General features: G+C 34.1%; 24 protein-coding genes. 18 read left to right on the forward strand and 6 right to left on the reverse strand.

Features of this window, described 5'->3' with window-relative positions:
• From ACI9TV_RS10675 to ACI9TV_RS10710, 8 genes are all read left to right on the forward strand, one after another.
• Nucleotides 1-648 (forward strand): hypothetical protein (locus ACI9TV_RS10675; RefSeq protein WP_415250781.1); only part of this gene is annotated, 648 nt, incomplete at its 5' end.
• 10 nt (nt 649-658) lie between these two features.
• Complete coding sequence (gene hypB, locus ACI9TV_RS10680) at nt 659-1483, forward strand: hydrogenase nickel incorporation protein HypB (RefSeq protein ID WP_415250782.1); 825 nt, start codon at nt 659-661, stop codon at nt 1481-1483.
• A gap of 1 nt (nt 1484) precedes the next feature.
• Complete coding sequence (locus tag ACI9TV_RS10685; RefSeq protein ID WP_415250783.1) at nt 1485-1799, forward strand: HypC/HybG/HupF family hydrogenase formation chaperone; 315 nt, start codon at nt 1485-1487, stop codon at nt 1797-1799.
• Nucleotides 1799-2944 (forward strand): hydrogenase formation protein HypD, encoded by a 1146-nt coding sequence (gene hypD, locus ACI9TV_RS10690; RefSeq protein WP_415250784.1) that lies wholly within the window; start codon nt 1799-1801, stop codon nt 2942-2944. The genes ACI9TV_RS10685 and hypD overlap by 1 nt, the downstream gene beginning before the upstream one ends.
• A 27-nt stretch (nt 2945-2971) precedes the next feature.
• Nucleotides 2972-3964, forward strand: a complete 993-nt coding sequence (hypE, locus tag ACI9TV_RS10695) for a hydrogenase expression/formation protein HypE (protein WP_415250785.1) — start codon at nt 2972-2974, stop codon at nt 3962-3964.
• 9 nt (nt 3965-3973) lie between these two features.
• The gene (locus tag ACI9TV_RS10700) at nt 3974-5623 is read left to right on the forward strand and encodes an enoyl-CoA hydratase-related protein (protein ID WP_415250786.1); all 1650 of its coding nucleotides are present in this window, start codon (nt 3974-3976) and stop codon (nt 5621-5623) included.
• The gene (gene hypA, locus ACI9TV_RS10705; protein WP_415250787.1) at nt 5616-5957 is read left to right on the forward strand and encodes a hydrogenase/urease nickel incorporation protein HypA; all 342 of its coding nucleotides are present in this window, start codon (nt 5616-5618) and stop codon (nt 5955-5957) included. Before ACI9TV_RS10700 ends, hypA begins: the two co-directional genes overlap by 8 nt.
• A 34-nt stretch (nt 5958-5991) precedes the next feature.
• Nucleotides 5992-6735, forward strand: coding sequence for a DUF695 domain-containing protein (locus ACI9TV_RS10710; protein WP_415250788.1), 744 nt, complete (start codon nt 5992-5994; stop codon nt 6733-6735).
• A 162-nt stretch (nt 6736-6897) separates the two neighbouring features.
• Here ACI9TV_RS10710 and ACI9TV_RS10715 read toward each other — a convergent pair whose 3' ends face one another.
• Entirely contained in the window at nt 6898-7431 is a 534-nt protein-coding gene (locus tag ACI9TV_RS10715; RefSeq protein ID WP_415250789.1) for a HyaD/HybD family hydrogenase maturation endopeptidase, read from the reverse strand.
• A 166-nt stretch (nt 7432-7597) separates the two neighbouring features.
• On the opposite strand from ACI9TV_RS10715, the gene ACI9TV_RS10720 reads away from it, so the two are divergent.
• Nucleotides 7598-10006 (forward strand): hydrogenase small subunit, encoded by a 2409-nt coding sequence (locus ACI9TV_RS10720; RefSeq protein WP_415250790.1) that lies wholly within the window; start codon nt 7598-7600, stop codon nt 10004-10006.
• Nucleotides 9996-11678, forward strand: a complete 1683-nt coding sequence (locus ACI9TV_RS10725) for a nickel-dependent hydrogenase large subunit (RefSeq protein WP_415250791.1) — start codon at nt 9996-9998, stop codon at nt 11676-11678. Before ACI9TV_RS10720 ends, ACI9TV_RS10725 begins: the two co-directional genes overlap by 11 nt.
• Here ACI9TV_RS10725 and ACI9TV_RS10730 read toward each other — a convergent pair.
• Entirely contained in the window at nt 11670-11891 is a 222-nt protein-coding gene (locus tag ACI9TV_RS10730) for a hypothetical protein (protein WP_415250792.1), read from the reverse strand. The two genes, ACI9TV_RS10725 and ACI9TV_RS10730, sit on opposite strands and share 9 nt — an antisense overlap.
• Before the next feature lie 464 nt (nt 11892-12355).
• On the opposite strand from ACI9TV_RS10730, the gene ACI9TV_RS10735 reads away from it, so the two are divergent.
• Together ACI9TV_RS10735 and ACI9TV_RS10740 are read left to right on the forward strand one after the other, a co-directional pair.
• Nucleotides 12356-13108, forward strand: coding sequence for a DUF695 domain-containing protein (locus tag ACI9TV_RS10735; protein WP_415250793.1), 753 nt, complete (start codon nt 12356-12358; stop codon nt 13106-13108).
• A 60-nt stretch (nt 13109-13168) separates the two neighbouring features.
• Complete coding sequence (locus ACI9TV_RS10740; protein ID WP_415250794.1) at nt 13169-14368, forward strand: cation:proton antiporter; 1200 nt, start codon at nt 13169-13171, stop codon at nt 14366-14368.
• Nucleotides 14369-14384: 16 nt separating this feature from the next.
• Here ACI9TV_RS10740 and ACI9TV_RS10745 read toward each other — a convergent pair whose 3' ends face one another.
• The 4 genes from ACI9TV_RS10745 to ACI9TV_RS10760 are packed head-to-tail and all read right to left on the reverse strand — an operon-like array spanning nt 14385 to nt 20987.
• A complete protein-coding gene (locus ACI9TV_RS10745) occupies nt 14385-15116 on the reverse strand; it encodes a competence/damage-inducible protein A (protein WP_415250795.1) in 732 nt (243 codons plus the stop codon).
• 8 nt (nt 15117-15124) lie between these two features.
• The gene (proB, locus tag ACI9TV_RS10750) at nt 15125-15910 is read right to left on the reverse strand and encodes a glutamate 5-kinase (protein WP_415250796.1); all 786 of its coding nucleotides are present in this window, start codon (nt 15908-15910) and stop codon (nt 15125-15127) included.
• A 24-nt stretch (nt 15911-15934) separates the two neighbouring features.
• Entirely contained in the window at nt 15935-17401 is a 1467-nt protein-coding gene (putP, locus tag ACI9TV_RS10755) for a sodium/proline symporter PutP (RefSeq protein WP_415250797.1), read from the reverse strand.
• Nucleotide 17402: 1 nt separating this feature from the next.
• Entirely contained in the window at nt 17403-20987 is a 3585-nt protein-coding gene (locus tag ACI9TV_RS10760; RefSeq protein WP_415250798.1) for a proline dehydrogenase family protein, read from the reverse strand.
• 264 nt (nt 20988-21251) lie between these two features.
• On the opposite strand from ACI9TV_RS10760, the gene ACI9TV_RS10765 reads away from it, so the two are divergent.
• From ACI9TV_RS10765 to ACI9TV_RS10790, 6 genes are all read left to right on the forward strand, one after another.
• Nucleotides 21252-21638: a response regulator gene (locus ACI9TV_RS10765; protein ID WP_415250799.1), complete on the forward strand. Its 387-nt coding sequence runs from the start codon at nt 21252-21254 to the stop codon at nt 21636-21638.
• Nucleotides 21639-21640: 2 nt separating this feature from the next.
• The gene (locus ACI9TV_RS10770) at nt 21641-22153 is read left to right on the forward strand and encodes a chemotaxis protein CheW (RefSeq protein WP_415250800.1); all 513 of its coding nucleotides are present in this window, start codon (nt 21641-21643) and stop codon (nt 22151-22153) included.
• Between the two features lies 1 nt (nt 22154).
• Nucleotides 22155-24098, forward strand: a complete 1944-nt coding sequence (locus ACI9TV_RS10775; protein ID WP_415250801.1) for a methyl-accepting chemotaxis protein — start codon at nt 22155-22157, stop codon at nt 24096-24098.
• Entirely contained in the window at nt 24099-24362 is a 264-nt protein-coding gene (locus ACI9TV_RS10780; RefSeq protein WP_415250802.1) for a hypothetical protein, read from the forward strand.
• The gene (locus ACI9TV_RS10785) at nt 24355-26451 is read left to right on the forward strand and encodes a chemotaxis protein CheA (RefSeq protein WP_415250803.1); all 2097 of its coding nucleotides are present in this window, start codon (nt 24355-24357) and stop codon (nt 26449-26451) included. Before ACI9TV_RS10780 ends, ACI9TV_RS10785 begins: the two co-directional genes overlap by 8 nt.
• Nucleotides 26452-26468: 17 nt before the next feature.
• A partial coding sequence (locus ACI9TV_RS10790) for a response regulator transcription factor (protein ID WP_415250804.1) occupies nt 26469-26819 on the forward strand: 351 nt, incomplete at its 3' end.

Consider the following 26819-nt stretch of genomic DNA (forward strand, 5'->3'; position numbering starts at 1 on the left):
GAAATGGAGTTATCATTAATTATAATCTTTTGGTATGGGATAATTCATGCTTTTGGCCCTGATCATCTTAGCGCGATAGCAGACTTTTCTGTAGGAAAGAATCAGCGTAAAACATTAGTGATTACATTTTTATTTGCATTGGGACATGGAATAAGTCTTTTTATTTTTGCAAAATTATTAGAATCCATAGAGATTTCCGAAGATATATTAGCATACGGAGATATAGTTTCTGCAACAGTGATTATAGGAATGGGGGCTTATCTACTTTTTATGGTGGCAACACAACGTATTCAATTGCATAAGCATATACATGAAAATAAAGAACATGTTCATATTTGGTTTGGTAAATCACACGAACATAGTGATGACTCTGTTGCTAAGACTTCATCGCTTAGCTTAGGTCTCTTAATGGGAGCGGGAGGAGTGAGAGGTATGCTCATAACTCTTGGAGCAGTAAGTGGTGGTACAGTCGATTTGATAATGGTTGGAGCATTTACTTTAGGTGTTATGATTGTTTTTGGAGCATTTGGAATGGTTATGCTTTATATAAACCAAAATTTTTTAGGTAGCCTTACAAATGTAAGACGAACATTCACTACAGTAGGCGTTATTTCGCTTGTTGTAGGAACAAATATTTTATTAGGATAGGAGAGTCAAAATGTGTGCAGATTGTGGATGTAGTATAAGAGGAATGGAAGATAGAGTTGGAGAACATAGTCATGATGGAGGAGAAACATTTCATTCTCATGAAAAAAATATAGGTGAAGAAAGTAATTCTGGTGAGCATCAAAAAGCGCATGAGCATTTACATCATAACCCGCAGTTAAATGATACAAAAACAATTGCTGTTATCCAAAAAATATTAGACAAGAATGATCAAGAAGCAAATCATAATAGAACACACTTAGAAGACCACGGAATTTTAGGTGTAAATCTTATGTCTAGTCCAGGTTCTGGAAAGACAGCACTTTTGGAGTGCCTTGTTGATGTGGCAAAGTTTAGATTTGGAGTTGTTGAGGGTGATTTAGAAACAGAACGTGATGCAAATCGTTTACGAGCCAAAGGAATACATGCCGAGCAAATACAAACAGGAACAGCATGCCACCTTGACGCATTTATGGTACATAAAGGCTTGCACCATATGCCACTTGAGGATATGGATGTTTGTTTTGTAGAAAATGTTGGAAACCTTGTATGTCCAGCATCGTATGATGTTGGAACACACTTAAACATAGTTCTTGTTTCTATACCCGAGGGTGAAGACAAAATTGCTAAGTATCCTGTGATGTTTCGTCAAGCTGATTTAATCCTCATTACTAAAACAGATTTATTACCACATTTTAAATATGATATAAAAGCAGAAAAAGCCCAAGCAAGAAGAATAAAACCCAATGTTGATATTTTAGAAGTAAACGTACATGATATAGATTCAGTGAAAGCAGTCGCAGACTGGATTGAATTTAAACGTAAGATGAGAGATTAACATGTGTTTATCAATTCCAAGTAAAGTCGTAAAAATTTCAGATGATGAAACAATGTGTACTGTTGATACGATGGGAGTACAACGTGATGCTAATCTCATGATGATGGAAGATGGTGATGTAGGTATAGGTGATTATGTACTTTTACATATTGGCTTTGTTATGAATAAGATTGATGAAGATGAAGCTATGGCTTCCATTGATACCTACAAAGAGATACTTGAACATATGAATAATGAAGAACGGCAACGGGCTATTCTAGAAGATGATGAATGTGAAGCCCGTGGTGAAAAGTATGCTGAGGAGATTAAGACCTAATGCAAGAACTTGAACTTAAAAATCTTTATGATGATTTTCGTGATGGCGAGACAATTAAAGCGTATGCAAAGATCATTGCACAAGATGCAGAAAAATTAGATAAACCTATTAATATTATGGAAGTTTGTGGTGGTCACACACATACCATTATGAAGTTTGGTTTGCCTCAACTTCTTCCAAAAAATGTAAACTTTATTCATGGACCGGGTTGTCCTGTGTGCATTATGCCAAAAGAGAGAATAGATCATGCATATGTCCTCTCAATGCAAGAAAATGTTATTTTGGTCACTCTCGGTGACATGATAAAAGTGCCAGGCTCAAACGGAAGTTTACAAGATGCACGTGCTAAAGGTGCCGATGTTCGTTTTGTATATTCTCCTATGGAGTGTATTAAAATTGCTGGAGAAAACCCTGATAAAAAGATAATCTTTTTTGCTATAGGTTTTGAAACAACTACTCCTATGACAGCAGTACTTGTACAGCAAGTTATAAAGCTGAAAATACAAAATATTTTATTTCATATAAATCATGTAACTGTTCCTGAAGTAATGGTCGAGCTTATAGATAGTCGTGATGTACATGTAGATTCTTATAACAATGAAATCGATGCTTTTTTAGGGCCAAGTCATGTAAGTGTTATAGCTGGTTCTAAGATTTACGATAAATTTCCAAAAGATTATGGACGTCCTGTCGTTGTAACAGGGTTTGAACCAGTGGATGCGATGCAGGGTATTAGTATGATAGTCAAGCAATTTGTAGAAAAAAGATGTGAACTTGAAATACAGTATAAGCGCGTGGTAAATCATGATGGTAATCTTAAAGCGCAAGACTTGATAAACACTTACTTTGAAAAAATGAGTCTCTTTAGATGGAGAGGGCTTGGTAATGTCCCAGATAGTGGGTTAAAGTTGCGAGATAAATATGCCGAGTATGATGCAGAAAAAGTGTATAAAAGTGTACTTCCTATTGCTGAGATAGAAGACCATAAGCTTTGTATTTGTGGTGATATCTTACGTGGAATGGCTAAACCACAGGAATGTACTATTTTTGGTACGGCTTGTAAACCTACAACTCCTATTGGTTCATGTATGGTAAGTAGTGAAGGTGCTTGTGCTGCATACTATAAATATGGAAATTTAATTTAAAACTACTATTACTACAAAGGGAAGAAGATGACAAAGACAATTACGATTGCTCATGGTAATGGTGGGGAAGAGAATAACGAGCTCATAAAGAAAGTTTTTTATAAACATTTTGAAAATGATATTTTAGCAAAAAGTGAAGATGCTGCTGTTATCGAAGATGGTAAGCTCGCCTTTACTACAGACTCCTTCACCGTTAGTCCTTTGTTCTTCCCTGGTGGGGACATAGGAAAGCTAGCAGTTTGTGGAACGTGTAATGATCTTGCTATGATGGGGGCAAAACCTAAGTATATGACGTGCTCAGTTATTATTGAAGAAGGTTTTTCAACACGTGAATTAGAAAAAATAGTTAAATCTATGAAAAAAGAACTTGATATAAACGGTGCTATTGTTGTGAGTGGCGATACAAAAGTAGTTCCAAGAGGAAGTGTAGATAAGTTGTTTATCAATACTACTGGTATCGGTGAAATACAACATAAAGGAATCTCAGCTTCTGGCTTAAAAGAAGGAATGAGTGTTTTAGTAAGTCGTGATGTTGGGACACATGGTGCTACGATTTTTGCAGCACGTGAGGGTATAGAACTTGCGAGTACTTTACAAACAGATTGCGCATCACTGTATCCTGAGATAAAAAAACTCATAGACTCTGGGATTAAAATAGTTGCTATGCGAGATGCAACCCGTGGTGGAGTGAGTGCTGTTTTAAATGAATGGGCAAAAAGTTCAGATGTTTGTATAGAAGTTATAGAAGAGAGTATCCCAGTTCAAGAAGAAGTTCGAGGCATTTGTGAAATGTTGGGCTTTGAAGCAGTTGACCTTGCTAATGAAGGTACTTTTGTTTTGGCAGTAGCAAAAGAAGACGAAGCTAAAGCCTTAGAAGTACTCCAACAAACACATAAGACTTCAACAGTGATAGCTAGTGTGAGTGAGCAATACAAGGGAAGAGTACTGTTAAACTCTTCTTGGGGAACAAAACGCTTTTTAGATTTACCTACTGGTGAACTATTACCTCGTATTTGCTAGGTATAGTACATGAAAATCCTTCTTTTAGTCACAGCTTTTAATTCGCAAACACAAGCTGTATACACCAAACTAAAAGATGCTAAGCATAAAGTGTCAGTATGCTTTAATAGAGATGAAAAACAAACACTCAAAGAAATTGAAAACTTTGAGCCAGAGTTAATACTTTGCCCCTATTTAAAAAGCTATCTCTCTTCTAAGATTTATGAGACATATCCTGTATATATCTTTCATCCTGGTCCACGAGGAGATAGAGGTCCACATTCTTTAGAACATGCCTTAGCCAGTCACAATAAGAAATGGGGTTTAGTAGTTCTTCGTGCAAACAGCCTATACGATGGTGGAAATATTTATGCACAGCAAAGCTTTGATGTCAGAGATACATACAAAGCATCTCTTTATAGAAAAGAGATTGTACGCGCTTCACTTAATGCTTTGGATACTTTGTTAGAAAATATAAAAAATGATAATTTTGTAGAGCAAGAACTTAATCCAATCCATGAAAAAGTAAGCCAAGAAGACAAAACTATAAATTGGTCAACAGATACAACTCAACGAATAATAGAAAAAATCTACCTTTGTGATTCTCTTCCTGGTGTACTAGATGAAATTCTAGGTTTACCTTGTTACTTATACGGGGCACATAAAGAAGAAAAGCTCCAAGGTAAGTCTAAGGAGATTCTAGCAAAACGAGATGGAGCAATTTGTTTAGGAACGATTGATGGGGCTCTATGGATTAGCCATTTAAAGGAGATTAATGGTTTTAAACTACCAGCTACATATGTACTTAAGGAAAAACTTCAGGGTATAAAAGAAGAACGTTTAGCCCTTATTTTTGAAAAGAATTATGCTACATTTTACGAGCTGAGTGTGCAAATAAGAGAGAATGTAGCTTATTTACATTTTAATTTTCATAACGGTGCTATGCATACAGCACAGTGCATTCGTCTTAAGTACGCGATTGAGTATCTTAAAACCCAATATGATGTACTTGTTCTTATGGGCGGTGAAGACTTTTTCTCTAACGGAATACATTTAAATATCTTAGAAGATAGTCAAAAACAAGGGGAAGATGGTTGGGCTAATATTAATGCGATGAATGATGTAGTTCGTGCCATACTTTATGCAGATGAAGTAGTTACAGTAGCTTCTTTTTCTACTAATGCAGGAGCAGGTGGTGTTTTTATGGGAATTGCTTGTGATTATGCTGTTGGCGAGGAAGGTGTAGTTCTTAATCCTCATTATAAAACATTAGGATTAAGTGGGAGTGAATACCATACATATACTCTGCCCAAAAGAGTTGGTAAAGTTATAGCAAATAAATTACTCAATGAATGTTTACCTATATCAGTTACACAGGCAAAATCATTAGGAATGATAGATGAAGTGTTTACTCATACCGAGTATTTAGAATCACTTCATAGTTTTGCTTTATCAAAATATAATGATGAGTTTTTATGGGATAAAGAAGAATTCCTAGAAGAAAATAAAGCAACAATTGAGGCCTTAAAAGAAAAAGAACTCGAAGTGATGCATCCAGAGTTTTGGGATACACAGAGTGCATTCCATAGTTTACGTTATGAGTTTGTGTATAAAATATGCCCAATACATACACCTTCAAGGTTAAAGTTAAAATCGATAAAGGATGAAAAAAATGCATGAATATAGTGTCGTACAAGCATTACTAAACCAATGTGAAGAAGTAGCCGCACAAAATGATGCTACTAAAGTTGTTAAAGTAATTATTAAAATTGGTGTTATGGCTGGTATTGAAATACATCTTCTGCAAGTCGCTTTTGATACATTTAAAGAAGGAACATTATGCGATGAAGCAGAGCTTATTATTAACCCGCAGAAGCTTAAGCTTGAGTGTAAGGAATGTGGAAATATTTTTGAAGTAGATGAAGTTCGTTACTTTTGTATGAAATGTGAAAGTCTTAGAGTTAAAGTACTCGATGGGGAAGATATGTACCTCATGAGTTTAGAAATGAAATAAGGAAATTAGGATGCAAGAATACTGGGAATTATATATGAAAAATTTAGAAGGGAAGGCTGCTCTTATACAGTTTAATGCAGGTATATCTATGGAGATAGAGGATCTAGAATATACGCATCAAACAGTAGGTTTTGTTAAAGCAAAATTAAAAGATGCGAATGAAAAGGGATTTCTCTCAGAGAAAGAAGAGCCAGAAATACTTTTTATGGAAGATAAGCTTGAATCATCTATGCTTAAATTTCGTATTGGAAAGTATGTAGGACGTATTGTTTCAGATGGCTATGTTACATTTTTATATTATTTGCAGTTTACTTATAACTGGCCAGACTTTATAGAGTATGCCCTCAATGAGCATACATCGTACGATATAACAAATGGACATAGTCATGATGCAGATTGGAATTACTATAAAAATTTACTTTATCCAACATCCAAGGAGTGGCAACTAATCCAAAACCATAAAGTATGTGATAGTTTAAAAGAACAAGGAGATAGTTTACAAGTTCCACGAGCTATTGAGCATAAAGTTTACTTTAAAAATGAAGAAGTGCAAGAATCCTTAACGCAAGCATTGGAAAAAGAAGGTTTTAAAGTCAAAGAAGAGATTAAAAATGAAGATGGAGTTAAAGGTTTAGATTTTTATCGTTTAGATAAACCTTTTTATCATGATATTGATGAGATTACATTCAACTTGATAGAAATAACAGAATTTTATGGCGCACAGTATGATGGCTGGGAAACAAGTGTTGTTAAATCAGTGATGAAGCAAGGTATTTAGCCTTGCATAAGATGTAATTATTTTACTGATATGTAGATAATAAAACCGATAAAAATAAGAAAGACAACACTTGAGCTGTATCCAAATTTTACTTCTTCTTGAGTTTCTATTTCCTCGTCAGGAATATCTTTTTTCATTTTAATTTTCTCCTTATAGATATGTTTAAATCATAACTCCCGAAGGGTCTTTTGCTCTGTCCATAATTTGTAAGAGTTCTGTGGTAGAAGATGCTTTTGTAGCTTCAATACCTTGCTTTTTAAGATACTGCAATATAACAGAAATATAGCCTTCAAAAGCGTCTACGAGCTCTTGACTTAAGCCAAATTCAAATGTAACACTTGCTGGTATTATTCCAATGACAATAGATTCTGGAATCTCTTTACCTTGAAGTTCCATCATATCCATACACTGCAAAATACCTATCTCATGCGCACCACCATTGTTAAGACCATACCCAGAAATCTCTTTTGCAGGAATAGCGTAAATAGAAGCAGGGGTATCATCCAGCTGTAAGCAATCTAAGATAACAACATGTGAATTATCTTCAAGCACATTGTATAAACGGATCCCCTCTACACCACCATTAATTATTTCCACTTCTGGTGAAAAAGTATAATTTTCATGGAGATATGTTGCTGCATATACACCTAAACCATCATCTTTTTGTAATACGTTGCCTATACCTACTATGACCATAAATATCCATTTTAATTGTTATATTACTCTTATAAACAGTGACGTGTTTAAAAGTAAATGATACTATATAATGTTTAAAGCAATATAAGATAATCCTATTTTAATGATATACTTAAGGTATTTAGTAATCTTAGGATAGAGTTTATTTACGATGAAGAGGTGAAGCATGAGAATAGTAATCATTGGTTCAGGAATTGCCGGTACATATGTAGCAAATACATTAAAGGAAAAAGATGCATCTTTAGAAGTAATTCTTTTAAGTGATGAAAAATATCCCCCTTATGATAGAATCCATCTATGTCGTTTAATCGATGAATCAGAAAAAATAGATGGTATTGCTTTAGCTGTTAATCCTACTGTGCAACTTGAACTTAATCAAAAAATAATTAATCTTGACAAGCAAAATAAACGTGTTTATACGCAAGATGCAATGTATAGCTATGACAAGTTGATTATTGCAACAGGTTCTCTCCCAATCTCTCTTTTTGGTATAGAAAATATTTCTAATGCGGCTATATTTAGAAGTGCTGATGATTCTAAGATAATCAGAGAAGGCATAAAAAATAGAGAAGTGGTTATAGTAGGTAGTGGGCCAATAGCTCTTGAACTTCTTGAGACTCTTAATGCTATGAGTGATGTCAAAGACATTACCTTACTTGTAAGAGCTTCCCATCTTTATAGCAAAGTTCTCTCCCATGATTCCATGGATACAATTCATGAAGCATATGTGGGTAATGGTAAAGTTCGTATATCTTATGAAGATGAAATAGTTGATAAAATCATTCAAGATTCTCAAATTACACTTTTAAAAACAAAAAAATTAGAGATAAAAGATCCCTTCCTTATTTTTGGTACAGGAATAAAACCAAACATCGAACCTTTTAGAGGTATATTAAAATCTAAGAAAGGTTTGCTCACAAATAATTACATGCAGACTGAAGATACAAATATCTATGCAATTGGAGAATGTGCTGAAGTTGAAGCATTTCATTTTGTAGCTGGACATGTCAAAGCATGTGTCTCACAAGCAAATTGTGCAATTTCGCATATATTGGGACTTGAAGTAAAAGCGTTTGAGAGAGAGATAGATATAGACATGTTAAAAGTTGGCTCTTTTGAGTTGGTTGAACTAAGTTCTAGTCAGTTTTTTAAAGATTATGAAAAAGTTCTTATGAGCTCAAAAGAAGAAAATAGAATAGATGAGTATTTTTTTAATTTCGACCGATTAACTCGTTTTATTGGAATTAATTCAAATGTTGATACAGCGTACTTAGAAAAACTCATGCAGAGTGGTGAAAAGGTAGATATTAATTATCTTTATGAGAACAGACTTATCGGCGAGAGAGGGCGTTTAGTATGTAGCTGTGAACATATCTATACACAAGATCTTGTTGATATAGTAAGTGCATCAGGTATAACTTCCTTTGGAGAGTTGTCACAATATTCACAAGCTGGTCGTACGTGTGGAAGGTGTAAGATAATGGTGCAAGATGTCATCAAAGACTCACAACACCTCATAGACCCAAATAAGCTTAGAAAAAGTTCCCAGGAGATACAAAGAGAACAAGAGATTGAAAAGGTTTTAAAACGTATAGAAAAATTTAATACTCTTCATCCTCTGAATAACCTAAGTCCAGAGAATTTATCATGTGCCTTAGAATCACTGGATATTGCACAAAATAAAGTAAATAGCTGGGTGTCAATGGTAACGGCGAGTATGCAACTTCACCCTAATTTTGAAGCACTTGTAGAGACAGGGATAAAAACACTTAATAAAATTCCAATTATTTGGTTAGAGCTAGCAGATTGTAGTGGGAACTCTGAAGCCTTTATAAAATCTGCAAATCCAGCTATTGAAGAGTTGATTTTTGATTATATCTCACTCGATTATCATGAACTTCTTATGAGTGCTAGTGGGGATCAAAGCGAGTCTATTTTAGAAGAGATTATAAGAGAGCAAAAAGGAGAATATGTTCTTATCGTTGAAGGCGCAGTTCCTTTAGCAATGGATGGAAAATTTTTACGAATTGGTTCTCGTGGTGAAACGGGGATAGAGTTACTGCAAAGAACTTCCAAAGATGCAGCTTTAGTTATAGCTGTTGGTAGTTGTGCTTTTGATGGTGGGATTGTAGCAGCAAAGCCTAATCCAACTGGTGCTGTTGGTGTTGGCGAGGCTCTAAAGCGTGATGATATCATCAACATTCCAGGATGTCCTACAAATCCTACAAATATTATAGGTACATTACTTTCTTATTTAATGTTTGAAGAATTACCACCACTTGATAAATTCAACCGTCCTTTATGGGCATATGAAGGACGAGTACATGATAACTGTGAGAGACGGGGACATTATGAACTTGGAGAATTTGTACAAGAGTGGGGAGATGAAGGAGCTAAAAAAGGGTACTGCCTTTTTGAGATGGGCTGTAAAGGTCCTTACACAAATGTAAATTGTCCAACTATGAAGTTTAACAGTGGAACAAGTTGGCCTGTGCAGGCTGGACATGGTTGTATGGGATGTGTAGAAGTTGGATTTGTTGATAAATATGCAAATGAGAGAAAGTATGAAAAATAAAAAAATTATTATAGACCCAATTACAAGAATCGAAGGTCACTTACGTATAGAAGTTGAAGTCGATGAAAACAATGTTGTACAAGAAGCTTGGGCAAGTGGGCAGCTTTTTCGTGGAATAGAGATGATACTCAAAGATCGTGATCCAAGAGATGCGGGACTTTTAGCTGGACGTATTTGTGGTGTATGTACTTCCTCTCATTTTCGTGGTGCTGTTACAAGTGTTGAAGATGCTTATAAAATAGCTGTGCCTAAAAATGCTGAGATCATAAGAGACTTGATGGCGATGGCACTTTTTATACAAGATCATGTAGTACATTTTTATCATCTACATGCTTTAGATTATGTAGATGTAACAAGTGCCTTGGAAGCAGACCCAAAACGTACTTCAAAAGAAGCACACAAGTATCATCCAAAGCCTTTTAGAAATTCTCATTCTCATTATGAAGAGACACTCAAAAAGTTAGATAACTTTATTAAAAGCGGAAAACTGGGTCCATTCTCAAATGGCTACTGGGGACATGAGGCATATAAGCTAAGTCCTGAGCAAAATTTAATTATGCTTTCACATTATTTAGAGGCATTGAAGTTTCAAACAAAAATATCTAAGGCTGTTGCAATTTTTGGCGGTAAAACACCACATCCTCAAAGCATAGTAGTAGGTGGAGTTACTAGTGTAGCTGATATGTTGAATCCTCAAAGGCTTAACGATTATCTTTTTATTATTAAAGATGCACAAGAGTTTATTGAGAGGGCTTATTTACCTGATGCAAAACTTTTAGCCATTGCCTATCGTGATGAGATTAAGGCAGGGGTAGGACGAGCCAATGGTAACTTTATGTCAGTCGGTGGTTATGAGTTTGAAGGAGAGAGAAGACTTTTTTGTAATGGTGTGATTTACAATCATGATTTTGAAAATATTGAAGATTTTGATGCAAGCAAAATAATAGAGGAAGTGGATAGAGCTTGGTATGATGGAGATACAGCAGAGCAAGAGATAAAATACACCGACTTAAATAAAGATGGATCATTAAAAACAGTAAAAAATGATGATAAGTATTCTTGGATTAAAGCACCGAGGTATAATGGCTCAACAATGGAAACAGGTCCATTAGCACGTGTTTTGATAAGTTATACAAAAAAGAATCCACTTATTATGTCTTTTGTAGATGAGTTTTTAGAAGCGACTAATTTAGAACTACTTGATCTGTCTTCTTCAGTTGGAAGAAATGTAGCAAGAGCAATAGAGAGTTCTTATATTTGTGAGTATATTTTTAAACTAGTTTCGAGACTCTTACAAAACATAAAGTACTACGATACACAAACATGGACGAAGTATGACTTTAGTAGGGTGAAGACTGAGGTAGAGGGAAAAGCTTTTTTAGAAGTACCAAGAGGAACTCTTGCTCACTTAATTAAGATCAAGGATGCAAAAATCAAAAATTATTCTGTAATCGCTCCAACTACTTGGAATGCAACGCCGAAAAATTTTGATAGTAAAAGAGGTGCTTATGAAGAGGCTCTTATTGGCTTAAAGATACAAGATCTTACAAAACCTCTTGAGGTCTTAAAAGTAATACATTCATTTGACCCTTGTCTTGCATGTGCAGTTCACGTTATAGAAGTAAAAGGTAAAGAATTTAGTAGGTATAAAATTACACCCCTATTAATGTAAAGTTTTGTCAAACCATTTTTGTACGTCTTTTCCATACTTATATTCTGATAATTCAAATGCTTCTATACCAGTACTTAGGTAGTCATCATAAAGTTTATCTGCAGATATAACTAAAGTTTTTTTCTCATGCTTAAGCCAATTCTCTAAGAGTATAACAAAGTCACTTTTTCTATCTTTCCAATACTCTCTTCTGAGTTCAATATTTTTATTCATAACTATGACCTTTGTTCCTCTGAGTATTAAATTATAGCATATGGATGGATGTTGTGGCAGTATATGTGACAGCTAGGATTTTCTTAGTATGAGTATCGTATAGGATGTAAGGTCTATTTATAATAAAAAAATCTATCAAAATTTTCATAGTTAGTATATTATTTTCATGTATTATTAAGCAAGTAAACAATATTATATGAATACTCATTCAGTTATAAGATTACTGAATGATTATCATTGTTATTCCGTTGAACGAGCATATTTGATTTTGTCTCCTTGAAATTATAAGCCGTGCATGCTCTGAGGAATTTTAAACTCTTCTATTATTTGTTTTAATGATATATAGAAGAGTTTTTAATAACATTTAAACCTTTATTATCAAAAAACATAAATTTATAAACGTAGAAGTAATTGATGGGAAAGATATGTTTCTCATAAGCTTGGAAATGGAGTAAGGAACAGTTATGCAAGAATATTGGGAAAGTTACGTTAAACCTATTGATGGACATAAGGCAATGGTATCTTTTAACGCAAGTGTATCTGACATGCTACCAGATACAGAATATATATATGTTGCCTTTGTAAAAGTAAAACTAAACAACCCTAAAGAAGATGGTTTGGTAACAGATAAGGAAGCCAATGATATTGGTTCGATTGAAGATAGACTTGAACTGGAATCACTTCGTTACAGAAGTGGAAAGTATATTGGTCGCATCATTTCTCAAGGTGAAGTAAACTTTATTTACTATCTTAAATTAGATTTGGAGTGGAGTGATACAGTCCAATCCGCAATGAATCACTTTAAAGAATATACGCATGAGTTAGGTTCTCGTATAGACATGGAATGGGAAGTGTACCAAAAGTTACTTTTTCCAAATGTAAAAGAGTGGCAAATGATTGCGAATCATCATTCATGTAATAAACTCAAAGAGCATGGCGATAATCTAAGGATTGATCGTGCTATAGAGCATAAAGCGTACTTTAGTAGTGAAGAGGACCGTCAAAGTTTCCTAGATTTAATAGAAGTAGAAAATTTTACAAATCAAAAAGATATGGAAGTGCCTTTTAAGAATAAAACAATGTACGGTGTGCAGTTTTATAGGTGGGATGTACCTTTTTACTATGACATAGATGAACTAACCATGAAAATCATAGATATGAGTACTAGTTGTAATGGAAGTTATGATGGCTGGGAAAGTTATTTGGTAAAAATCTAAAGAACCTTCAAGTAAAAGTGCTTGATAGTGAAGATAGGGTTTTCATAGTATAATAAGCGTATGGAAGCGCATGATTTTTTTTTAACCCTCTTTTTAATTTTAATTGTAGCAAGGTTCTTAGGTGAACTTTTCGCAAGGCTTGGGATACCATCAGTCCTCGGTGAACTCTTTGCTGGGATACTCTTAGGCTCATCAATTCTTGGCATAGTAGAACCCAATGAAATCTTAAAAATATTGGCAGAAATCGGAATAATATTACTTCTCTTTGAAGTTGGTATTGAAACAGACTATGAAAGATTAAAGAGTGCTGGTAAAAAATCTATAGTTGTAGCTCTTCTTGGTGTAACTATACCTTTTATATTTGGTTTTTTTACTTCTTACTATATTTTTGAACTCTCTTTTGATATATCCTTATTTATCAGTGGAACACTTACAGCTACAAGTATTGGTATCACAATTAGAGTATTAAAAGATATACATATGGAGCAGACTAATATAGCTCACATAGTTATAGGTGCAGCTGTTATTGATGATATTATAGGGATTATACTTTTAGTATTTATTTATGATTTTTCTATTTCTCATGAAGTGAGCTTTAATCATACACTCTCAGTGACATTTATGGTACTCGCTTTTTTAACCTTGGCTCCAGTATTGGCAAAAGCCTTAGCTTATTTGATTGATAAATATCATGGAAACCATTTGGTTCCAGGATACATACCAACAATCATAATTTCATTGATATTACTTTTTTCTTACCTTTCTCATTTAGTTGGAGCACCAGCAATTTTAGGTTCTTTTGCCGCAGGAGTTGCACTTTCACGTAGGTTCTTTCTACCTTTTGGTGCTTTTTTAAATACAGGGGGTAAATTACTAGATGAAGTGAAGAGCAGTATGACACCAATTATCCAAATATTTACACCAATATTTTTTGTTATGGTTGGGCTATCTGTTGACTTAAGTGTAATAGATTGGAATTCGCCGTCTTTCTTTGTAATGGTTATAACTTTTATCTTTATAGCTTTTATTAGTAAATTTGTTGGTGCTTTCTTTATTTATCAAAAATCTATTCGAAACAATACAATTATTGGAATATCTATGATTCCTCGTGGTGAAATTGGACTTATTTTTGCTGAAATGGGAAGGGTAAATGGAATTCTTACTAATGATGTTTATGCAATGCTTATTTTAGTAATCATCATGACCACGGTCATTCCTCCTTTTTTATTAAAAAAATATTTTAAAGTGGAATGTGTTTAGTATAAAAGTGTAGGCATCAAGTTAATTCGTAATATATATTTTTATAATTTAACTCGTTTACGAAGGCTGCAAAGTGTGCTTCAACTTCCTCTAGCCTTATTCCACTCAAAGAAAGTTCTACTTTTGCTTTAGTGTCTATAAACATTGGGAGGCAAGAAAGTTCTATATTGTCAGGAAGCTTCTGCATCAATGTAATGAGTGATTCTTCACTTGTGTCTGCTAGGAGTGTTTTTCTAAACTTTTTTATAGAAGTGCTAAAGTATTTTTTTATCACTTCCCCAACCATAGGGTGGGCCATAGATGGGAAACCTGGGGTGAAGAAGAATCTATTATCGAGTGAAAATCCAGACATATTATTTACGGGATTAAAGAGTAGGTCCGATTGTGGTGGAAGATCTGCCATATGTATTCTATGTGGATAAGCTTTTTCTGAAAATCTATCAATAATATCTTGTAAAAACTTTTTATGGGGAAGAACAGGGGAGCCCCGAAACACTTCTGAAGCAATTTCTCTTGTCAAATCATCAGGAGTCGAACCAATACCTCCAAAAGAGAAAAGAACACTCTTTTCATCATCTTTGATCATCTCCAAACATCTTTTGATAAGTTCTCTGTCGTCTTTTATAATAAATGACGCAAAGAGTTCATGCTCATATTTAGCTAACTCATTTTTGAGAAACTGAAAATGCTTATCTTCTCGTCTTCCATTTAAAATCTCGGTTCCAATTATTATTGCATAAAAATTCATATAGAGATTTAGGAAAGAACTTCTTGTCTAGATTTTTTGGTTGTAAACAATGTTCCCTTGTTCTGAGTCCCTTCGATTAAAAACTCTTTTGCAGAGGATACATCGTAACCATTACATAAGAACATCTCTTTATTGTGATCCATCATATACTTAGCAGCTTTTAGCTTAGTAACAATGCCACCTGTTGCAAACTGATTGTTTGGAGTGTGCTTTTGGTTTAGCTCTTCTTCTGTAATTTCTGATACAATTTTTCTTATTTTTGCTTTGGGATTGTTTTTTGGATTTGAATCAAAATAACCATCAATGTCACTTAAGATCACAAGCATATCTGAATTAGTATGATACGCGACATGAGCTGAGAGTTGATCATTGTCTCCAAATAATTGGTCTGGAGTTGTAGAGATATCATTTTCATTTACAATTGGCAAGATATCATTCTTTAATGTTCTATCTATAATGTCTTGTACAATTTGAGTGTGCACACGAGAGTCAAAATCCTCTTCTGTCAAAAGTATTTGAGATATTGTTACATCAAAAATATCAAATAATTTTTTATATGAACTCATAAGTATAGGTTGACCAAGAGAAGCCAAAACTTTTTTACTTGTTGGAATACTTTTGTTTAATTGAACAGCTGTATATCCAGCAGAAACTGCACCCGATGTTACAAGAATTACTTCGTATTTTTTTCTAGCTTTTGCGATTAAACTCACTAAGTTTAACATTCTTTCTTTTGCCATACTATTTGTATTGGTCAAAACAGAACTTCCTACTTTTATAACTATTCTTTTCAATTTATTTGCTCCAAATTTTTTAATTTATTTTAATCTATTTTGAACTTCATCAAACTTCTTATTTATAGAACTTGGATTTGAAGTTCCATATTTACTAAATACTACTATCGCTATCCAAGAAAAAATGAATCCTGGTAATAGCTCAAATATATCAAATATTCCACCTTCTAATTGTTTATAGACTATAACTGTTAAGGCTCCAACTAGCATTCCTGCAATCGCACCATATTTTGTAATGTTTCGACTATAAAGGCTCAGTATTATAAGTGGCCCAAATGCAGCACCAAATCCTGCCCACGCATAAGAAACAAGGGCAAGCACACTAGAATTTTTATCAGCAGATATAACCCATGCTATAAAAGCAACCCCGATTACGGTAGCACGACCTATCCAAACTAATTCTGTATTACTTGCATTCTTACGTATTATAGCATGATAGATATCTCTTGTCAGTACAGAGGATGAAACAAGAAGCTGAGAATCAACTGTACTCATAATTGCTGCAAGTATTGCTGCGAGTAAAAAACCTGCTATCCAAGGGTTGAAAATAAGCTGTGAAAGCGTTATAAAAATCTTTTCGCTATCAGCCAAATCTACACCATTTGAAACAACGTAGGCAAGTCCAAAAAATCCAACACTCAAAGAACCAATGACTGAAATAATCATCCAACCCATACCGATATACTTGGCATGATGTATTTCATTCTCATCTCTGATTGACATAAATCTAACCAATATATGCGGTTGACCGAAATAACCAAGTCCCCATGCCAAAAGAGATAGTATGGAGATAAAAGAAGCTCCACTTAACATGTTTAAATGAGTAGGATCTATCGTTTGTATAGAATGCAAGGCATTTGAAATACCTCCAAGCTCAAATATTACAACAACAGGCGTTATAACTAATGCCAACATCATCAAGATCCCTTGAAGAAAGTCTGTCCAACTTACAGCGTTATAGCCACCTAAAAAAGTATAAGAAACAATGATAAAAGTACCTATAAGCAATGCATCTGCATATGCAATGTCAAATGTAGCTTCAAAGAGTTTAGCTCCCCCAACAAGTCCAGAAGATGTATAGAGAGTGTAAAAAAGTAAAATTACAATGGCTGTTATTATTCTAAGAAAATTGCCTTTATCTTCAAAACGATTTGCCAAATAATCTGGGATAGTAAGGGAATCATTAAGATGATGTGTATAAACTCTCAGTGGTTTTGCTACATAATGCCAATTGAGATACGCTCCCACTACAAGTCCTAATGCTATCCAACTCCCAACTATTCCATCACTATACATCATACCTGGCAAGCCTAAAAGTAACCATCCACTCATATCAGATGCTCCAGCACTTAAAGCAGTTACACTAGGATTAAGCCCACGTCCACCTAACACATAATCACTTAAATCACTTGTTTTAAAGTAAAAATAAAATCCTATTGCTAACATTACAAGTAAATATCCTGTAAATGATATTAGTATCTCTATCTGCATATTAAACTTCCTCCACTATTAGGCCTTGGATACCTAGATTACCATATCTATGATATGAATTTGAAATGCTTTGTTCTATAAAGTAATGCATAAGTTCTAGTCTTCCATGAGAGAGAAAATTCTCACTTGCTATGTATATAGCTTTATTGGCTATGGCTTGGTAAACATTTTGCGTAACATTGTTTGGGTGTAAAAATCTCACTCTTTGAACTGTAGGTATTATACTTATAAGCTTAGCTTCGTCATCTCTACTAAAAGTATCGTCTTTACCTATAAAAGAGTGTTTTTTTGATTCAAGCCAAATAAGTTTTATTTTTTTAGATTTTCTAGGTATAGAAATATGGAGTCGTGCTCCAATCATCTTAATAGCCATTATAGTAGTTAAAATTTCATCAAGCTTATCATTTTCTTCAATTCTCAGTAGTACGCTTTGTACAGGAAGATAACGTATAATATTACTTTCACCTCTAATATATGAGTAGTCATGTTCTTTTAAAAATTCAACCTCATGCCAATGCGCAAAATTACAGATATGCCTAAGAGCAGCTTCGCATTCAGTATTAAATACAGTGTCTCTCGTTAAAAAGCTTCTCATCTGATTTATATACTGGGTTGAGCATGATTCATAGAGGTTCGTTTCTTTACAGTCAATGTTCATAAACTGACTAACATAGTTAAATCCACCAGCCTTTTTACCACTACCTATTGCAGATTTTCCCATACCGCCAAATGGTTGACGAATTACTATAGCTCCTGTAGTTCCCCGGTTTATGTAGAGGTTTCCAGCAATAACTTTTTCTCTCCAATAATCTTGTTCTCTCTTATCTAATGTCTCGATTCCTGAAGTTAAACCATAGCCCGTAGAGTTCACTATGTCTATAGCATCATCTAAATCCTCAGCACACATCACACTAAGAACAGGGCCAAAGAGTTCATTCATATGAGTAAAGTCGTTCTTTTTAGTTCCCCATCTTAGAGAGGGAGTTAACATGTATGGATTGTTTTTATCTGCATAGTTTGGCTCGACTAACCATTCTTCACCCTCATCAAGGTACGTCAAGGATTTCTTTAGTTTACCAGATGCAAGGTTTGAAAGTGTTCCTATACGGTTAGAAAAATCCCATACAGAACCTGTTTGAAGTGACTCGACTGCTTCTTTAATCGTTTGTTTAAAACTTGCATCATTAAAAAGCTCTTTTTCTAAAATAAGTAAAGAGGTAGCTGAGCATTTTTGTCCAGAGTTATGAAATGCAGAAACAACTACATTTTTAATAGCTTGATCACGATCAGCCAAAGCTGTAACGATAGTCGCATCTTTACCACCTGTCTCAGCACTAAGAGATATATCAGGACGAGTTTTTATGATCTGGTAGGCAGTCTCTTCACCACCTGTAAAGATAGTAAAATCTATGTCTTTACTTGGAATCATGTGTTCACCAACAAGTGAACCTGGAGCAGGAACAAACTGCAGTGTATTTTTACTCACACCAGCATCCCAGAAACATTGACATAGTCTATATGCACTCAGTATGGAGTCTTTTGCAGGTTTAAGTATTACGGTGTTTCCAGCTGCTAAGGATGCTCCAACTCCACCAGCAGGAATCGCAATAGGAAAGTTCCATGGACTAATAACTAAACCAACACCCTTCGGGCTTGTTTGGACACCAGTAAGATTTGATATTTTTACCACACTGTAAGGATAGAAATGTAAGAAGTCAATAGCCTCACTTACTTCAACATCAGTCTCAGTAAATACCTTACCTACTTCTGCCGCAGCTACTCCTATAAGGTCAGCTCTTGCTATCTTTAGTTCATGTGCTACGTTCATCAGAATTTCTTGTCTTTGCACTGTTGATAGTCTTCTCCAGCCATCAGGATCTTCTTTTGCTGTTGCAATTGCTGTGTGCATATGCTCTTGAGTAGCTTCACCATAAGTACCGACAAGTTTATTCTCATGATATTGACTTTTATCTATAACTTCAACACATTTATCTATTGTAATAGTTTTTCCACCTACAACAGGGTAGGCATTAAAACCACCAGTTTGACCTATGTTTTGCCATTTATTACGAATTTTCTCTGCCCATTCTCTATTTACTTTGAGGGTAAAGTCAGTATCTGACTCATTTTCAAAATGATAATCTTCTACATGAATAATTTCTTTTATAATTTTTGTATTTCTATTTTGTGTTCTATAGGGCGTTTGATCAACTGTTTCTATGAGAGCTATAGCATCATCGTAACTTTTAATGAGTATATCCCACTCCGGAGTATCCACTTCAAGACCAAAACTATGTCTTAAAAAGTTTTGATCAGCTGTATTTTCATCAAACCTACGTACCAAGTAAGCGATGGCATTTGTAAAAGTTTCTTTTGTAGCAGTTGGAGCATAGAGTATTACATTTAAACCTTGAGCTTTGAGAAGTTCATACGCTGCTTCACTCATACCTTCTAGCATCTCCGCACTCACATACTGCTCAACATTTCTTTCTTTAGCTAAAAGCATTGCTAAGGCATGATCAAAAAGATTGTGAGAAGCTACACCGGTATGTACATAAGGTGCAACTTCAGGATCTAGTAGAAAGTCCATAGCTATTTTAAAATTTGCGTCAGATTCTGCTTTTGAAGAGTATGTAACATTCGGCCATCCTCTTAGAGATGCTTCTGTGAGTTCCATTTCTTGATTTGCACCTTTAACTATACGAATCTTTATAGGAGCACCACCATTATCAACCCTATTTTTAGTCCATTTATATAGATCTTTTATATATATGATGGCATCTGGTAAATAGGTCTGAATAACAATTCCAGCTTGATAATTTATATACTGCTCTTTTTCTAAAACATTTTTAAATGCATCTATAGTAATTTCGATATCTCTGTATTCTTCCATGTCTAGATTTACAAATTTGTAACACTCTTTTGAATCTTTATCTGTATACGTATTTTGTATAGCGGCACTATAGACTCTTTCTAACTGTGCTGAAATATGCTTTATATTATTATCATGAGCATGTGGAATTATCTGAGAAAAGAGATTAGATATTTTAATAGAGAGGTAATCAACATCGTGGTTTTGTAGAAGTTTTATATATTTTGCAACTCTTTGATCAGCTTCTTCTTTACTTAAAACTATTTCACCGATTACGTTAATATTTACACGCGTTCCCTCTTTTCTTCTTTTTTGCATATGCTTAGATAAAACAGGGTCTTCGCCTTTGATTACAATAGAACTAATGTCATTTCTCAGGTACTGCACAAAAAGAGGAATGGAGATAGAACTAATATATACTCCAACATCACGAAATAACCATATAAGTATTTGCTCAAACTGAGAAAAGAAATCAGTACTTTTATATTTATCAAATATATGTTCTAATTGATCTGCTACTCTATCTCCATTGTGAGAACGAAAACTTTGATCGAGTAACTCAATAAGAAATATTTTATTTATAGGATTTTTTAACATTTTGAGCATCATTTCATGGAAATCTTGCTCTTTACCTTTTCGAGAAATCTGTATCTCTTTTTGCCATTCATAGGCAACTGTTTTTACATCTTGTATTATTTTCTCAGGTATGCTCATATAATCTCCGTAACTCATTATCTGTTTGAATGTGAGTTTGATTTACACTCCATTCTATCTAGTTGTACTTATGGATGGCTTATATATCATAAATCCCTAAATTAAAACCAGTAAAATTAGTTTGATTATTCCTCAAATACATACATGTTTTAGATCATGTGTAAGAGAGAAATTTAAATTGACACTTGAGTGCCACTGCAAAAATGTATACTTTCTTCATACACAAATAAGAGCAAGAAATTTATATTTAAAAAGGGGATTATTGTGGCTAAGAAGATAATTTTAGTAGATGACTCAAAAACTATTTTGGCAACGGCTGAGATGGCATTGGAAGATTTAGTGAGTGCGGGAACTATCACTTTAAAGACATATCTCAACCCTGCTGAGTTACGTGATGCACTTCTTAGTGGCAGTGAAGACTTTGATTTGCTTATTAGCGATATCAATATGCCTCAGTTAAATGGTCTTGATTTGGCAAGAGAGCTAAAACAACACGCTTCTTTTAAAACCAAACCTATACTTATTTTAACAACTGAAAGCTCTGCTCAGATGAAAGCACAAGGTAAAGAAATAGGTGTTACAGGATGGTTGGTAAAACCATTTAGTGATGAGAAATTAGTAAAAGCCATGAAAATGGTATTAGGACTTTAATTATGGGTGAAATAAAAAAAACTAAAGAACTTACATCTGCAAATAGGTATCTGACCTTCTCTGTTGATGATGAAAAATATGGTATTCATATTTCTAGAATCAAAGAAATTATTGCAACAATCAATATCACTCATATTCCAAAGACTCCAGATTTTGTGAAGGGAGTTATAAATCTAAGGGGTTCGATTATCCCGGTTGTTGATGTTAGACTGAAGTTTGGAATGCAAGAAAGAGAGATGGATATAAATACAGCAATTATCATCTATGAAGTAGATAAGTCTTCTATAGGTTTTATAGTAGACCAAGTAGAAGATGTATTATCAATAGATAAAAAGCATATCTCTGAAGCTCCTCGCTTTGGAAGTAATATAGATACGTCATTTATTGAAAATGTTGCTGAAGTTGAAAATGATGTGATTATGCTTTTAAATTTGGAAAAGATATTTGAAGCGGAAGAGTTACTAGATATTAGTAAATTAGAAAGAGATGAAACACCAAAAGAAGAGGAAAAATAAAATGCAAAACATGACCTTAGGTAAAAAGATAGCAAGTGGTTTAGGTATGGTACTAATCATTATGATGATGCTTGGTAGTATGGCAATATATAACATGAGAATAGCAAAAAATAATGCTACGGCATTAAATGAAAAATATGTTCCAGAAGTTAAAATCGCTGGTGAAATTCAAAATTACTTTGCAAAAGCAAGAATTGATGTGTCTAAATATATATTTACTGAACAAGATAAGTATTTAACTGGTATCAAGAATAACTTTGAAAAAACCAATGAGGCAATAAATGAAATAAAGCAGTTAGTTGAAGATCAACCAACACTAGTTATTCTAAAGAAGCTTCTGATTCCTTTAGAAAAAGAAATTAAAAACTATCAAAATGGTATGATAAAATTAGAAAATGTATTTAAAAATAAAAAGGAAATCAGAGCAGATTTAGATAAAAATGCAGGTATCTTTATGTCTGAGGTAACAAAATTATTAGATGGTCAAGAAAGAAAGTTAAGTACTGATTTAAAGAACAAGCTTTCTTTACGTAAAATAAATGAAAGATTAAGAAAAATTAACTTAGCAAATCAAGTCATCGATTTAGGGAATGCCGCTAGAATTGCAAACTTCAAATCAGCAGCTCGCCGTGACACGAAAGTTCTACAAGAAGGACTTGTTCTTTTTGATGCATTAGATAAAGTTTATGTAGAGTTAAAAACTATTACTAGAGCACAGGTAGATATAAATTCTATCGATGCAGTCGATAAAGCTGGAGAGAACTATAAGCAAGCACTTAATCAACTTTTAAAAGCAGGAGAAGATACAAATAGTATATTGGCAGAATTAGTTGGAATAGGTGCTGTCGCATTAAAATCAGTTGAAGATGTATACAGTGCTGGATTAAGTGGCACAACAAAACTTGCAATGGAATCAAATGAAACAATGGAGTCAGCTGTTACTACTATGATAATAGGACTTTTAGTTGCACTATTCATCGGTATATTATTGGCATTTTTTATAACAAAAAATATTACTACAACTATTGTATCAGCAGTTAAATCTATCTTAGAATCTAATGATCAGGTAGTAAGTGCATCTACAGAGATTGCAGATTCAGCATCTAGTCTTGCAGAGGGTGCGAGTGAGCAGGCAAGTAGTGTTGAGCAAGTGAGTGCTACGGTTGAAGAATCAACTGCAATTAACACACAAAACTCTAGCAATGCTCGTGAAGCTGACATATTAGCTAAAGACGCTAAAAACTCAGCAGAAGACGGTGCTTTAAAAGGTGAAGAGCTTATCTTGGCAATGGATGAGATAAATACATCAAGTGAAAGAATTTCTAAAATTATTAAAACTATTGATGAAATTGCATCCCAAACTAAACTTCTTGCACTAAATGCTGCTGTTGAAGCAGCAAGAGCAGGGGAACATGGACTTGGGTTTGCAGTTGTTGCAGATGAAGTTAAAAGTTTAGCACAGAGATCATCTGATGCATCTACTGAGACAGCGACTATTATTGAAGAATCGATTACTCAAACCAAAAAAGGTTCAGAGATTTCAAAAATGACATCTCAAGCATTCCAAGATATTTTAGAACGTATCTCTAAAACATCTAATTTAATTGGAGAGATTTCTATATCTGCTAAAGAGCAGAGTGAGGGAATGAACCAAATAGCAACAGCTATGGGTGAAATCGACCAAGTTACTCAGCAAAATGCTGCGACAAGTGAAGAAGCAGCTGCATCTGCAGAAGAGCTTAGTGCACAGGCAGTATCAATGAAAGAGACTGTAAATGTAATCGCTAAGATGGTTGGTGAAGCTACAACTCAGACAGCAATATCTGCACCACTTCAAAGTAGTAGACAAGTAAAACGCGCACCTACTAGAAGAGCAGCTAAGTCAGCACATAAAAGTTCTGAAGATGTATTCCCTCTTGATGAAGAGGACCTTAAGGAGTTCTAGATGACTATTGATGGAGATATTCTTGAAATTGATTTAGATATGGATATAGAGGAAGTTCTAGAGTTGAAAAACTTTGTAGAGGACAGACTTGAATACATAGAGGCAGTAACTATTACAGGAAAAGAAGATACATTTGCATCTTCTTCTCTCTTACAACTTCTTCACAGCATTAAACTCTCTAAGCCTTCAATCAAGATAGATGCTATTGGGGCTGATTTAAAGCTTGAAAAATACGGAACACTGCATTGGATACAAAATGACTAAAGATGAAATAAAAAATATATTTATTGAAGAGGCTACCGATATCATCGAAAAGCTTGATATTGATATTTTAAATTTTGAAGAGAGCCCTGAGGACAAAGATCTTTTAAATGAACTTTTCCGTGGTGTTCATACTTTAAAAGGAAGTGCCAATTCTTTTGGATTTAGTAGATTAGGTAAATTTGTTCACCACTTTGAAGACGTTCTTGACCACTATAGAAATACAGATGATCATGTAAATCTAGAGAGTATAGACTTATTTCTTAGTGCTGTAGATATTATTAAAGATGTAATGTGGAGAGAAGTGGATTCGAATGAGGGCGTACCTGATAACTATGAAGATGTATTAGATGGTATTAAATCAATCCTCGCACATAAACTAGGTTCAGGTAAAGAGGAAGAACTTCCAGATCTTGCCGCTGAATTTGCAGAGATACAAGATACAAAACCAACAGAAGTAAAGAGTGGAAGTTTTAACGAAGATGATGTAAATCGTATGAAAGCTTTAGTAGAAGATGCTCAAGAGCTTTATCATATAAGACTAACACTTGATGATGATATATATTTTCGAGGTTTCGATCATGCAAAGATATTTAAACTTTTAAGTGAAGAGGGAACTATCCTGGAGTCTTGGTGGGATATGAATGACATTACTCCACTTGGCGAGTTTAATCCTGAGATAAACACTATTAAAAAAGTTGATGTATTTTTATCAAGCGATAAAGCATCAAACGATATTGAGGAGATATTTGAGTATATTGAGCAGAGTGAATATACGTTTATACATATCCCAAAAGAGATAGTTACTAAGCCTGAGCCTAAAGTTCTTAGAGATGAAGATATTAAGTTCGGTAAGAGAAAAGAAGATAAAGAAGTACCAGCGACTGTTGCTAGAAGAAAAAATGATGCCCGTTCATTTGTAAAGATTGATACAAACAAACTAGATGAACTATTTGATTCAGTCGGTGAACTTGTAATTGCTCAAAACTATATAGCAGAGAGCGAAGATATTAAAAAAATTAAGAATGAGGGTGTTAACAAAACTATGAATATTCTCTCAAAAATAACACGACTTATACAAAGCCGTGTTATGTCATTGAGAATGGTTGCAGTAAGCGATACCTTTGAGAAAATGAAACGTGTTGCTCGTGATGCTTCAAAGAAAGTAAATAAAGAGATATCTCTTGAAATTGAGGGATCAGAAACAGAAATTGATAAAACAATGGTTGATGCTCTTTCTGATCCTCTTATTCATATTATGAGAAATGCGATTGACCATGGTATAGAAGATAATGCAGAAGATAGACTAGAACAAGGAAAAACGGCTATAGGCGTTATAACGCTAAAAGCATTCCATAGAAGTGGAAATATTGCGATTGAAGTATCAGATGACGGACGTGGTATAAACCGGGACAAGGTCTTTTCAAAGGCTGTTGAACGTGGACTGATTAATGCAGATGATGAAATGAGTGATTCACAAGTGTTTGCTCTTATCATGCAAGCAGGTTTTTCAACTGCAGATGTCATCAGTGATATCTCAGGAAGAGGTGTAGGACTTGATGTTGTACGCTCATCCATAGAAAAACTTCATGGTCGTGTTGAAATCACGTCAGAAGTAGGAAAAGGTTCAACCTTTATTATCTTACTTCCTTTAACCTTAGCAATTATAGACGGGATGTTAGTTAAGAGTGCAAATGATACTTTCATTATTCCTACTCTTTCTGTTTTAGAATCATTTAAACCATCTAAAGACATTATTCACTCTATTAAACGTCAGGGAGAGTTTGTAGACTTAAGAGGTGAAATGATTCCAATAGTAAGACTAAACCATGTTCTTGAGATAAGTGAAGATAAACCTGAAATATCTGAATCTACACTGATGTGTGTAGAGAGTGAAAAAGGCAAATACGCTATTTTAGTGGACGACCTTATAGGAAGACAGCAGGTTGTTATCAAATCACTTGGAGCTACGCTTTCTAAGATCAAAGAACTCTCTGGAAGTGCTATCATGGGTAGTGGTGAAATTGCTTTGATTTTAGATGTTGAAGAACTGTTGATTCAAGGTAATACTAAGACTGAGTTAATAGTCTAAGAAGTACAGGAAAAAAAGTGAAAAGTTTTAATAAGGTTCAGTCCCTAAAAGAAATAGCTAAAAATTTAAAAATACTTTATGTAGAAGATGATACAGATCTTCGTGAAAGAACAACAAAGTTTTTTATGAAAATATTTGGACATGTAGATACCGCAGCAGATGGTGAAGAAGGTCTAAAACTTTATACACAAAATTATCAAGAAAGATATAAATATCATGATATCGTAATCAGTGATATTTATATGCCAAACCTCGATGGAATTGCTATGAGTAAAGCTATACTTGAAATGAATAAAGAACAAAAAATAATCATCATGTCCGCAACTGAAGAAAGAAAATACTTAGTTGATATTATCCATCTTGGTATA

Origin of the sequence: Sulfurimonas sp. (assembly GCF_047622445.1) — a bacterium.
Classification (GTDB): Bacteria; Campylobacterota; Campylobacteria; order Campylobacterales; family Sulfurimonadaceae; genus Sulfurimonas.